The sequence below is a fragment of the Paraburkholderia sp. MM5482-R2 genome (assembly GCF_050436125.1).
GTDB classification, from domain to species: Bacteria; Pseudomonadota; Gammaproteobacteria; order Burkholderiales; family Burkholderiaceae; genus Paraburkholderia; species Paraburkholderia tuberum.
In genome coordinates this window covers 24,622-37,332 of the sequence record NZ_JBNDLP010000001.1, presented here as the reverse complement: position 1 = coordinate 37,332, position 12,711 = coordinate 24,622, and the positions used below count along the sequence as shown (strand labels likewise).

Genomic DNA, 12,711 nt, shown 5'->3' with positions numbered 1-12,711 from the left:
AGCGCACCGTCTCGGTGCACGGCGAGAAATTTGTGTCCTATGTACCGTTCAGTCGTCGTCACAAGGAATAGAGGTCAAGCCGTTGCAGGTGCGTCAGATTCGCGTGGGCACGAGAACTCCGTTACAGGAATGCATTCCGCTTTAGGTTGGCAGCATCCGTTCATCCGATGAAACTCCCTACTCGCTGTTGCATTCCAGAACGGCGAGCCCCAATTGATTGAGAGAATCCTAGGAGCACGTCATGCACGAAAGTGCGCAGATAGTTGCGGAGCATTATCAGAAAACATACGAACTGACGCTGCAGATGTGGGAGCAACGGAACACCACCTTCATGCAGCTGCTGGCCGTGGTGGGAGTTGCGGCGCTCCTGACGCTCAATGTTCCCCAGGCCCAGCCGCTTCTCGTTGGCCTAATTGCCAAGGTGGCTGGGATATCGGGTGAATCGGGGCTTCGAGACCTGCGGCGGGGTTTTCCATACGGGTTGATCCAGAGCATTCTGCTCATGGTCATCCTCTATCTGATGGCGATCCTCTACCACCGCACCGCGCTTATCAGGCGCTGTTATGCCTACCTTGGTGCCATGGAGCCAGAGATCAAGACCAGTCTTCATTTGAAGCCGGAGGCCGTCGCATTCACACGTGAAAGTACGTTCTACCGGCAACATGAGGCGCCATTCGGCCGTCTCGTGGCGATTACCTATGTCGGCATGTTGGGCGCTTTATTAGCTTCATTTCTGGGCGCGCACATCTTCGCGGATTTTTCGCACGGCAATTACATGATCGGCGTGGCCGATGTCGCACTTGCTATTCCGACGATCCTCTTCTTCACGGCATATGCTCGTTTGTCATGAGGCAACATGTACTAAGCTCCGGACAGCTTTCGCGCGATCGGCGAGCGGACGTCCGAAAATTTCCATTCGGGCGGCTAAAGCTGTTAAGGTTGTTCACGAAAGATTGTTCGATGCTTAGCGGCACGCACTTGGCGTGGTCACGGTCCAGTGAATGTGGGGCACCGAAAGAACCCTCAAGAACTTCGGCAGCTCTCTCCGCAAACTCCGGTGTCGTGTTTGACGTACCCCCCTGCAGATAAACCCTCATCCAATACATGTCCGCATTACCCTTGGGACCGGTCATTGCTGGCGCGGTGGAACGGAAGACCGCTTCGGGTCGGGCAGCGTCAATCCGCTCTCCAAGTTCGTCGCCGGAAAGCGGTCACTGGAAATCCGCTTCCCGGAAGCGGTCAGTCGCCAGTGCGTACTACCGAGCCGACTCGGCCATTGGCACCGGCGTGCTTTTTTTGCGGTTTGCATTGACAGTTTTGGTAAACTCACCGATGTTTGGATCATGTGTCTGTGGGAGTGTTGGGCGACTCCTTTTCCTACATCCCTCGCAGACGGACTACAAACGGAAGGAGGAGAACGGTGGACGTCTCTCTGTCTGTCCCAAAACGATTCATGGTCGCTCTTTCCTTCGCTGGCGAACACAGAGCGTTTGTTGAGCAAGTTGCCGTATGTCTCCAACAGATGCTGGGCGCCTCGTCCGTTTTCTATGACAACTTTTATATTCACGAGCTTGCAAGACCGAACCTAGACACCTACCTCCTCCGCATTTACCGAAGTGATTCCGAATTAATTGTCGTGTTTCTTTGCGAAAACTACGCGGCTAAAGAATGGTGCGGGTTGGAATGGCGCGCGGTGCGCGACATGATCAAGGCAAGGCAAACAGCTGACATAATGCCATTCGTCTTTGGGAATTTTGACCTTTCAATTGATGGCTTCCTTTCGATCGACGGATATATAAGGATCGGCAATCGATCAGCATTTGAAGCAGCCGAGCTAATCGTAAAAAGAGTGGAGCTTAGAGAAGCATCTCTTTCGTCCAAAGAAGTAGTTGAGATTGTGCTTGACGAAGATTTTGAATCCTTCGATGAAGGAAGCATTGATCGAATCACCAAAATAATACGTGCTTTGCTCGCCGATTCTAACGTAAGAATATTGTCGAAGCGACGCGGAAGCGTAATCCTTACAATATTATTGAATGTCGACCAGCGCGAAGAATTGATTCAAGCTGCGAAAAAAGGTGTGTTAGGACACGGCGGTCAGAGTGTCAGAATCCGCGAGATTCGGAGTCAAGGTACAGTCTTATATGGCGATAAACAGGTCGTCGGTCCTAGGGATTTGCCACGGAACCGTGATCGCGTTCGGGGCGACATCTTCCGCCGTGGAGGCGCCGCATGGACCGCTCGCCATCTTTATGGACGAGTTTTATCTGCGCTTGTGCAGGACCTGAGTGCATGCGAGCGCAACGGGCTGACGGACGAGCAGTGTTCCGCTGTCAAACGAGGTCTAGATTCTCTTCTTAACACGTCGTACACAGTCCCAATACAAACGTCGCCGTCGGCGTCGGAGCTTCATCGTTTCATTGAAATTTATGCTTTGTGGAACGATGTTGAGCGGCACGATTCGTTTGGCCGGTCGCTACAGTTGCTAAAATTAGTGCGGAATCGTGCACGGCTTGGGCGTTCGTTAGCCAAAAGTATGCCGGCGGTCTTGTCTAATTTATCTGAGCGCGAGAATAAAGATATTTCACAAGTTTTGAGATCTGCGACCTCGTCTTTTGAGCAGCTGGTTAATTCGACGGGAGATACGTTTCCCAACCTTAAAAGAAGTTGTCAACTGCTGCGAGTCGAATCGAAAATGGATTGAAGTAACGACATTGATTCGACGTGAAGCGGTTGCCGCCCAGATTTCTTCGTGTAATTAATAGTCGACGGGGTCGGTTTTGTATCCGTATAGCCCACTCATTTGGACAGCCAGGGAACTACAGCGTTGGCCGCTTGATTTCAGCCTCTCAACCGGCGATCGAAACGGCGCAATATTAGGCAACAGGCAGCCGTCTGTTCGTCAGCGCCGAACGTCCGAAACTGGGCCGCGTTGAGGCAGTACGACCGGTAATTTGCTCGCCGGAAACCGGCCATTGAGCGGCGGTGGACGAGACCTTGGCTATTCAAATTGGATGGCGACCTCGACCGGCGGCTCGTGGCCGACAGGGTGAGATCACCAACGGCCGCTTTAAGGTGCTCCAGTGCGCAAATCCCTGATTCGGCTGACTGACCGCTTTGGACGGATCGTCTGGCCGTAGTGGGTCGGTCAGAGACGCCCGGATACGTCCAAGGCTCGATCGTACCGCATGCCCCCTCTCACCTCAGACGGAACGTGGGCGCGCCACATGGTTTGAAAACTTGCGCTAGAATACCTGTATATTTATACAGTATTCGGAGCGCGCCCAGTGACCTCCGTCGCGACAGTTTCTTCGCCGTTACGCACTTCCGACGAGCGGAAGTGTTCGATCGATGCTCTTCTCGACGAAAGTATGTCTCGAGGATCGGGGGGAATAAGTCTATGGCGCGGCACCCAGCTAGCGGACGGCGTGACGCGGGTCGTAAAATGCGGTGATACGGGGCTCGCCGCAGAGCCGCCCGCATCTCTACAAGCACTCCGGTCTTATGCAGGTGGCGGATGGCCGCCAGGCGCGTTGACCATTAACAGAAACCGTTGACGAAGCGGCTTTTCACGACAGTTTCGGTTAATGCGCTGCAACCACTTTCAGGAAGTGGACGCGCCCGATGCCGTCTCCTGCCGCCAGAACCCCTGTGCGGGCTGCAAAGGCTAGAGACGTGATATCTGTGTCAGCGACGAATCGCACCGTTCCCGTCCAGCGTCCGTTGCGGTCCTCCCAGACCCGGATCGTCCTGTCCCGTGATCCCGACGCCAGCCGCCCGTCGGCCAGCACGGCGAGCGCGGATACTCCATCCGCGTGTCCTTCGAGCATCTCCTCGCACGCGCCGCTCGCCGGATTCCACAGCCTGATCGTGCTGTCCGCCGAGCCCGACGCGAGCCGCCCGTCGGCCAGAACCCTGAGTGCGGTTACGGTCTTCGTGTGCCCGTCGAGCGTCGTGGCCTCGCACGCGCCGAACGCCAGGTCCCACAGCCTGATCGTGCCGTCCCGCGACCCCGACGCGAGCCGCCCGTCGGCCAGCACAGCGAGCGCGAATACACGACCCGTGCGCCCTTCAATCGCCTCCCAAAAGCCGCCCCACCACAGCCTCGTGCTGTCCGCTGACCCCGACACGATCCGCCCGCCGGCCAGCACCGCGAGTGCGGATACCGAGTCGATGTGTCCTTCGAGCGTCTCCTCCCACATGCCGCTCGCCGGGTTCCACAGCCTGATCGTGTTGTCCAACCCCGCTACGAGCCGCCCATCGGCAAGCACCGCCAATGCGGATACCGTGTGCGGTAATAGTTCGAGCGTCGTCTCGCAGACGCCGGTCGCCGGATTCCACAGCCTGATCGTGTCGTCCCCTGCCGACCCCGAAGCCAGCCGCCCGTCCGCCAGCACGGCAAGCGCGGACACCGAGTCCGCGTGCCCTTCGGGCGTAGCCCCGCAGACGCCGCCCGCCGGGCTCCACAGCCTGATCGTGTTGTCCCCCGACCCCGACGCGAGCCGCCCGTCGGCCAGCACCGCGAGGGCGATTACCGTATGGCTATGCCCTTCAAGTGTGGTCTCGCACTTGCCGTTCGCCGGGTTCCACAGCCTGATTGTGCGGTCCACCGAGCCCGACGCGAGCCGCCCGTCGCCAAGCACCGCGAGCGCAGTTATCGCACGCGTGTGTCCGTCGAGCGACGCCTCGCAGACGCCAGTCGCCGGGTTCCACAGTTTGATCGTATAGATCGCCCCCGACGCGAGCCGCCCGTCGGCCAGCACCGCGAGCGCGTATACCCAGTCTTCGGATCCTTCGAGCGTCGCCTCGCAGACGCCACTCGCCAGGTTCCACAGCCTGATCGTGTGGTCAGCCGGCGCCGCCGACGCGAGCCGCCCGTCGGCCAGCACCGCGAGTGCGGATACCGTATCGCTGTGCCCTTCGAGCGTCGCCTCGCACACGCCGCTCGCCGGATTCCATAGCCTGATTGTGTGGTCCCGTGCCCCCGACGCGAGCCGCCCGTCGGCCAGCACCGCGAGCGCGGATACCGGCCCCGTGTGTCCTTCGAGCGTCGCCTCGCACACGCCGCTCGCCCGATTCCACAGCCTGACCGTGCCGTCATAGGACCCCGACGCGAGCCGCCCATCGGCCAGCACCGCCAGCGCGGCGACCGGTCCCGTGTGTCCCTTGAGCGTCGCCTCGCACACGCCGCTCGCCGGGGCCCACAGCCCGATCGTATGGTCCCCCGACCCAGACGCGAGCCGCCCGTCGGCCAGCACCGCGAGCGCGGATACCCATCTCGTGTGTCCTTCGAGCGTGCGTATCAACGCCTCGGCCGATCGAAGGCTGCCGGTCAGCGGTCGCCATCCCGCGTTGCTCGCGATTTGTCCGGCCGCCGCCGCGCACAAGGCGTGGATCTCCTGCCCGGCCTTAGCCTGCAGGCGGCCAAGTATCTGCGACGCAAGGAAATCAGCCCCTGCCCAGTCACTGCCGTCGTGTCCGAGCACGTGAGCGCTGTGTCGGAGCGCACGCTCGAGCGCCTCGAGCGCGGGCGTCCGGTCCACGTCCGCCCAGTCGATGAGCAGCGCGTTGATGCCCGCGGCGCGCAGCCGAGCGTCAAGCCAGCGAAAGTCGAGCAGCAGCTTCGCAAAATGGGCCTTGCGCTCCTGCGGGCTGAGGTACGCAGCAAGGTGCCGCGCCAGATACGGCGTTTCATGCGCGCGGTCCGCAATGAGCTCTCGCCGCGCCCAACCGGCGATCAAATTCTCGGCGTATTTCGGCTCAATCGAAAACCGGCCTGCGCGCGGGAAACCGTCGTCGTTCTCCTCACTGAGCCATTGCGCGAGGGAGAGATGGTCGAAGGCGTAGTGCCGGGCGCGCACTTGCAGGAAGTCTTCGAGCCGCCTCAGCATGGTCCCGACCTGCGCCTCGGTCGTGCAGAGGATGGCCGCCAGTTCTGCTCGGGACATCGGTTCGCGCTTGACACACAGCACGCCCAGCAGCGCGCCGACAGGGGCATAGTCCTCGCTTTCCGGAAAGCGCCGCTCGAAGGCGTCCAGATAGAACCCGTCCATGCCGGGCGGCAGGTCGTCGAGGCGGTCCAGCGGTAGCGCGCCGGACTCGACGTCGTTGAGCACCCTCACGGCGTACAGGAATTTGCCGCCACTCTGCTGCGCGCCCGACAGCAACGCCGCGATATCGCCTGCGCTTTTGTTCTCTTTTTCCAGCATGCGCGCGAGCGCCGTACTCGCGCAGCGACCGAGACCGTAGCTATATATATCGTCGAGATTGCGGGCATCCTCGCCGTCCAGCGTCGCGCACCGGAACGCGCTCTGGATCGGCTGCAGGACCTCCTGTCGCCGGCGACTTGTGGCAAGAATTCGCAGCCAGGCAGGCAGCCGTCTCGCGCGGGCCGCGAGCAGACGCACGATCGTCGTGGGACGACTGCTGCCCGCGGCGGTCTCGAAGTCCAACGCCTCGTCCAGCGCGTCGACGAGCAACAGCTGGGGCGCAGCCGGAGGGTTGATCGCTTTCAGAGGGCCAATGACCGCGCGCTCGAACGCACTCGCCGGATCGAGCTGCACGTCGTCAAGCCAGCGGCGCGCGTCCGGATCGGCCTCGACGGCCGACCTGTATTCCGGCAGTGAGGCAGATAACTGTGCCGCGACGCTGCGGACGAACGTCGCCGGATTGAGCGTTTCAATCGTGTCGTGATGGCAGAAGTGGGACGCAGCGATCTGCAGGCCGTGCGCACCAGACGCGAGCTCAGCCATGAAGGCCGACTTGCCGACGCCGAAATCCGCGCAGATCAGCATCGCCTGAGCGCCACTGTCTTCGTACCATTCGCGAACCTCGTCGAACAGCCAGTCACGTCCTACGAAGCCGTGGCGCTTTTCGCTGATGTAACCGGAGAAGTCCCAGGGTCTCGGCCATTGGAAGGACTCTGGCGGCGACGCAGGATAGTGATGGTGGTGGACTTCGACAGACGCGCTGGCACCGGGACCGTATGCTTGGGCGATGCCCTCGCCCTGGGCGGACTGCCACCCGTTCCCCGGATCACTCATCTTTCGCAGGCGGCGGACCGTCGAATTTGACGCTCGCGTTGCTGCCATGAGCGGCCTGTGCGATGCCCGTGCCGTGCGCGATCTGTACGTTCTGCTCTGCTTTTGGGACTGCGTTGATCTGTTGAAGGAGCGCCCGGGCGGCCGCGAGCAGTTCCGGGTCCGCCCCCGCATTTACCGCTTCCAGTTCGTCTTCCACGGTTTGCCGGCGCCCCTTTGCGTCAGGCTTGTCATCGAGCTTGTCCAGCGCCTCCGCGACATCACTTTCGCTGCCGTACTTTTTCTTCAGCAGGCCCTTCAGGCCTTCATAACTGTCCGAAATCGCCTTCTTGGCTACCTCGGTCGTCGCACCGCTTGCGGCAGCCGAAAGCGCAGCGGTGATGGCGGTCGTCACGGGGTCCATTGCAGCTCCTTTCGGGCGTGATGCGTCCACAGCCGGTGCCGCGGCACTCGCGAAGGGCGAGCATCTGGCTATCACTATAGGACGCGAAAGTCGTGAGGTTTAAACGCGCAGGTGGCTTGGGGGTCACCACCAGTAGACACTTTGCCCACTGCGTCGAATCGGCCTGTCGGCGAGACGGCCGGTACTCGGGCGAGGCAATTTTGGAAACCGCATTAGGCTAGTATGACATTCCGTAAAGTGCCTTAATAATTGTCATCGAAAGAAGAAGGTGGCCGGAACGTGAAAGTCCACTTAAATCGTGCATCGAGCTTTTTACGGGATGCTGCACTAGTCTTCAGGGGCGCGAATAGCGCTGAAAGATCTTCCTCGGTGAACTTAGGCTGTTTTGCCCCATCCGTGCCAAGTATGCTCTCGGCGAGCGCCGACTTTTTCCCTGCAACTCCAGGATCTTTTCCTCGATGCTGCCGGCGACGATCAACTTGTAGGCAAACACTGGCTTATTCTGGCCTATGCGATGGGCGCGGCTGGTCGCTTGGTTCTCTGCTGCCGGGTTCCACCAAGGATCGTAATGAATCACTGTGTCCGCAGCCGTGAGGTTCACGCCCACTCCACCGGCTTTCAGACTGATGAGAAATAGCGGTACCCGACCGCTTTGGAACTGATCCACGGGAGTTACACGGTCGCCGGTCTGTCCGGTGAGCATCACGTACAAAACGCCTGCAGCGTCTAAGGACTCAGCAAGGAGGTCCAGCATCTCGGTGAACTGAGAGTAGACAAGCACATGTCTGCCTGCCTCGACGAGTTCGCAGATCATCGACACCGCGAGATCAAGCTTGGCGGACCCGGCAGCCGTTCGTGTTGACCCGTTTTTGAGGAGTCGAGGGTCACAGCAGACCTGTCGCAATTTGAGGATTGCGGCAAGCACAATGATATGGCTGCGGTGCGGTCCCGACTCGCTGATTGCAGCTTGAACTTGCACCTGCATCGCGATCCGCACCGATTCGTAGAGATCTCGCTGTTCGCCCGACAATTCGACCTTTGAGATGACGATAGTTTTTTTGGGCAGCTCGGTGGCGACCTCCTCCTTCTTTCGGCGCAACACGAAGGGTTTGATACGGCGACCGAGCAGAGCGCGACACACTTCATCGCCATGTTTTTCGATCGGCCCACGCCAGCGCGAAGTAAAGTCTCGGCGGCTAGAGAGAAACCTTGGCAGCAGAAAATCGAACCGCGCCCACAGTTCGGTCAGGTTGTTTTCGACCGGGGTGCCGGTGAGGCACATTCGATGCCTCGCGGTTACTCCACGTAAAGCAACGCCCGTTTTGCTGGTGGCATTCTTTACGTATTGGGCCTCATCAATGATCAGTAGGTGATATTCGTGTCGAACGATCGCTTCATCGCGCCATAGCAGCGGGTACGTTGTGACGACAACATCTACGCTATCGATATGATCGAAATGGAGTTTCCGGTTGCTCCCACTGAGCGCCAACGTTCGTAGCGATGGCGCAAATTTCGCGATCTCCTCTTTCCAGTTGTGGACCAGCGTCGTCGGCACCACGATGAGCGAAGGGTGGTCCATCCGGCCGGCTTCTTTCTCTATCAGTAGATGGGCGATAGCCTGAACGGTCTTTCCAAGGCCCATGTCATCCGCAAGGATGCCGCCGAGATCATTGGCTCTCAGGAATTGCATCCAGGCAAGCCCGTACAACTGGTAGTCACGGAGTTCAGTTTTCAGCGTTGCAGGCACGGTCACATCGGCGACCGATGTACCTTTGTGGATCCTTTCCGCAAGGCTGTGTATCCACTGATCGCCATGAAAGCTCCATCTAGCTGTGTCGGTCAGGCCGGAAAGTCGTCCAAAGTCGTAACGATGGACGCGCAACGTTGTGTTGCCTTCGGTTGTCAGAAGATCAATCAGGACGCGTACTATCGGCTTTAGCCTGCTTGCCAGAACCCGAAGGCGCTGGCCGTCTTCCATTCGAAGGACGATTGACTCCTCGTCCGGAATGCCCTCCAGATCGCCCCCCAGCCACCGTTTATCAGTTCGACAAAGCTCCGCGAGCAAGGGTTCGAGGCGGACGACTCGTTGGTCGATCAAGACGCCCATCTCGAGGTCGAACCAGCCCTCGGCGGTATAACGGACGGCTCCGTCGATCTCATCAATGTCGATCACATTGAGCCTGAATTCCGGGGGGGGGGGATACGCCACCCCTGTGACCGAAGTAACGGAATTCCGTCTTTGACAAACCTTTCCCAGTCGTCGGGGTCGAGTAGCAGTTTTCCCTTGTCTTTGCCGTTTATTTCTTGCGGCCACCGGTTCGCGGTTGCCTCATGAAAGCCAAACGGCTTGAGTTCCTTTCGCCGGCGAGATTCCACTCGTGGCTTTCGCTTGATCTCTATGGGATGACTACCAGCGCGGAAAAAGACAGAATCGGTGCCGGCGCTTACGTCTATTCCGTCGTAGTCGAACGAGAATAGTGCATGGTCGTCGCCGCCTTCCATCCAGCTGCTAGTCGGGTAATACGAGCGGTGCGTCGTCTGTAGCGTTAGCACCGGGGTGGGCTCGACGTCAACCGTTCGCACCGGTCTTGCAACCGGTGACGATATCGGAGCCAGACCGGGCATGTGGGGGGCCATCGCAGCAGTTACGTATTCAACTTCTGAAGCGCTGACAGGCGGAATGGCGAGCAGAAGTCGAAGCGCGTCTGGCGCCATTGGCAGCGCGACAGGTCCGATTTGATTGCACGTCATGTCGACGAACCATGGCGGGTCGGCCGGCAGTATGACGGCTGTAGCCGGATCGACGCAGAGATGCGGGAACATCTTTCCCTCATCGTCGAGCTCCCACTTGATCTTCCCGATACGTTCAGTGCCGCGCGATACTCTGCCCACAAGGCGAAGCCCACCATCGCTCGTACAAAACCAAAGGCGACCGGTCGCAACCATCAAACTTAGCGCTACGGATCCTTTCTTGCCCGCGAGAAGGCGTCGGTTGCTTCCTGTCGACTCTGTTGCGTAAAGGACATACCGGATGACATCGATATCGTCGTCGTCGAGTGCGTAATGGAGCGATCGCGGCAGGTTCCCTAACGGGTAGGTTTCAGAGTGCATTGTCGCGATATTGCCGTTCGTGCCTAACGTCCCGAACGTCGCTGCGACCGCAAATGCCTCACGGTCGATAAAATAAATCAGGTAGAGCAATGCATCGCCTGTACGCAGCGTCGCTGCTTTTTGCCTTGTAGGTGCGGCTGTGAGTTGCTTGCGCGTTGCCATGAGCCAGTTCTGAAGGTCTGGCCGCACCGCCCGAGTGAGTGTTGCAGACGCGTCGGCACCGGCCAGCAACGTCAACGCCGCGTGGTCGCACCCGGTTTGCGCTGGGCAACTGCAAACCGCCCGCTGTTGCAGTGAGCGGCCGGTGCCGTAGAAAGACACGCGTACCGAATAGGTGTGACGTGACGCGTCGACCACTTGAGCAGTCAGACTTTGATCGCCGAACCTTAGGCGATCTACGCAGTACCCGTTGAGCAGAGAGACCGCTGCGAGACGGTCGCTACCGATCCACTCCTCTACCTGCGTACGCGTGTATTCGATTTCTAGCATGGGTCGTTGCCGTCGAATGGGTATGTAGGGCACGTAGGCGATCAGAGCCGAGGCACGATTCCTTGCGCTAAACGGATGTTCTTCGCGGGCGCCGCGATGGGTTCGTTCGGCTTTGCAGCGACTTTTGAAGAAGATGTCGGGTTCGAAAGCCGCAAGATGTTGCCTGAACGCCTTGGCGCTCATACATTGATGCGCAGCGGCGGCCAAAATGCAATAACGTTCGCGCCCCAATATCTCACCGTTAGTGCGCGTGATCGCGGCCCGTTGAGCAGTTTAGGTCACGCTTTGTGCGACGTCTTCGAATTGCAAGGAACGATTGACGCGAAAAATGCGAGGGCGAACGCTTGTCGAGGTAACCGGCACTCGGAGGGACGACCAAAAATCGGGCGACAATATGTGGGATGATCGATGAAACCCTTGTGGGGCAACGCGCGATGGCGGCCGGATTAATCAACAGTTTCTGTTAATGCGTTCTAACCGGCAAGCTACAGTTTCTCCAACCCTTCCGATTGCTCATTGGCGGACCGTCGATCTTGAAGGCGCGGTAGTCGGCCATTGCCGACGTTGGAGTATCGGCGACCGTGAGGCAGCTGATCGACACTTTGCCGCCGTTTGCGCCGTCGTAGCCTCGAGTGTCAGATGCCGATGTGAGTGAATGAGTACTTGCGACCCATTGCCGCCACCCGGTCCACAAGGACGGCGAGGACCGTTCTCAGTACTTCATCAGCCAGTAACCTGGGGAGCGTGTGCTGCGCGCCGGCCAGATCAGTCACCGCACGCAGGACTGGCACTGTGGCCGTCATCATTTCTCTTCCCGCATCGATGGCGTAAAGGTGATTCCTACCAGCAATCCTTCCGGCCCGATGAAGCGACTGACGGTCTGGCCCCACGGCTCATTCCGGTTCCTGACCAGCATCCGATACCCTCGTGATTCAAGTTCTGCCGTAGCCGCTTCGACGTTGTCGACATCAAACTCAATCCAGGCTTGCGGGATGGGTACGTCACGAGGCCACGAATCCGTGCCGAAGCACGACTGAGCGGCCTGAGAAAGCGGCCACAAGGCGAAAGTGTTTGCGCCTTTCAGACTCTCCGTATGGAGGTAGCCGCCTTTCTCTTCCTTGAAGGGGATACCGAAGGTCCGACTGTAGAGCTCGCGGCTTGCCTGGGCTTCAATCACAATCGGGCCAAAGCCTGCGATGAACAAGGCGGTGGTTTTTGGGATCTTTTCCATGGCTTCTCCTTTGCCGCGAATGAGCAGCGCCATGAGGAACGAACATGTCCGCCCGCGCCCGTCGAACTGATGTGGCGGCCAGTATTCAGGTAGCGCGGGGCATGGATGAGTGTAGGCTTGTTTCAGGTGGCCGGCAGGCATCTCCACCCGGCAGCGACCGGCGATCGGGCGGGTTCGGTAGCGCTCGCGGCATCGACTGTGTGCGTCACGTCACAGCCGTACTGCTGACGCTCGATTGTCCCTTTCCGACTTCGGTCGAGCGGCCGTAGATCGCCGAATGTACTCATCCACAGAAGCCGCCTCTAAGCTGCCGCTGAAGATTTCAACGATAGTTCTTTGGGACCTTCCTCGAACTGATGCTCTCGGCCAGGAACGGTCCTTCCCGATCAGGTCGCGAGCGTCCGCTTGCTCGCGGCGAGCGGACCTTCGAGGCGCGG

Annotated in this window: 7 protein-coding genes; 2 read left to right on the top strand and 5 right to left on the bottom strand. The window is 59.3% G+C overall.

The window, feature by feature from the left end; all coding sequences use genetic code 11:
* The first annotated feature begins 241 nt into the window (after positions 1-241).
* Positions 242-850 carry a hypothetical protein gene (locus tag OKW37_RS00140; RefSeq protein WP_429401247.1) on the top strand — a complete coding sequence of 203 codons (609 nt, stop codon included), beginning with the start codon at positions 242-244 and terminating at the stop codon, positions 848-850.
* Between the two features lie 570 nt (positions 851-1,420).
* A complete protein-coding gene (locus OKW37_RS00135) occupies positions 1,421-2,704 on the top strand; it encodes a TIR domain-containing protein (protein WP_429401245.1) in 1,284 nt (427 codons plus the stop codon).
* 880 nt (positions 2,705-3,584) lie between these two features.
* Here the strand turns inward: OKW37_RS00135 and OKW37_RS00130 are convergent.
* From OKW37_RS00130 to OKW37_RS00110, 5 genes are all read right to left on the bottom strand, one after another.
* Entirely contained in the window at positions 3,585-7,043 is a 3,459-nt protein-coding gene (locus tag OKW37_RS00130; protein ID WP_429401243.1) for a WD40 repeat domain-containing protein, read from the bottom strand.
* On the bottom strand, positions 7,036-7,443 hold the full coding sequence (locus tag OKW37_RS00125) for a hypothetical protein (protein ID WP_429401241.1): 408 nt from the start codon (positions 7,441-7,443) through the stop codon (positions 7,036-7,038). The genes OKW37_RS00130 and OKW37_RS00125 overlap by 8 nt, the downstream gene beginning before the upstream one ends.
* 334 nt (positions 7,444-7,777) lie before the next feature.
* Positions 7,778-9,616, bottom strand: a complete 1,839-nt coding sequence (locus OKW37_RS00120; RefSeq protein WP_429401239.1) for a DEAD/DEAH box helicase — start codon at positions 9,614-9,616, stop codon at positions 7,778-7,780.
* A complete protein-coding gene (locus OKW37_RS00115; protein ID WP_429401237.1) occupies positions 9,613-11,226 on the bottom strand; it encodes a hypothetical protein in 1,614 nt (537 codons plus the stop codon). Before OKW37_RS00115 ends, OKW37_RS00120 begins: the two co-directional genes overlap by 4 nt.
* A 619-nt stretch (positions 11,227-11,845) precedes the next feature.
* The gene (locus OKW37_RS00110; RefSeq protein WP_429401235.1) at positions 11,846-12,274 is read right to left on the bottom strand and encodes a VOC family protein; all 429 of its coding nucleotides are present in this window, start codon (positions 12,272-12,274) and stop codon (positions 11,846-11,848) included.
* Positions 12,275-12,711: the final 437 nt, after the last annotated feature.

Excerpts from the sequence above, each read along its gene's own strand:
- OKW37_RS00140 (WP_429401247.1), top strand. The coding sequence starts at position 242 with ATGCACGAAAGTGCGCAGATAGTTGCGGAGCATTATCAGAAAACATAC.
- OKW37_RS00130 (WP_429401243.1), bottom strand. The coding sequence starts at position 7,043 with ATGAGTGATCCGGGGAACGGGTGGCAGTCCGCCCAGGGCGAGGGCATC.
- OKW37_RS00125 (WP_429401241.1), bottom strand. The coding sequence starts at position 7,443 with ATGGACCCCGTGACGACCGCCATCACCGCTGCGCTTTCGGCTGCCGCA.
- OKW37_RS00115 (WP_429401237.1), bottom strand. The coding sequence starts at position 11,226 with ATGAGCGCCAAGGCGTTCAGGCAACATCTTGCGGCTTTCGAACCCGAC.
- OKW37_RS00110 (WP_429401235.1), bottom strand. The coding sequence starts at position 12,274 with ATGGAAAAGATCCCAAAAACCACCGCCTTGTTCATCGCAGGCTTTGGC.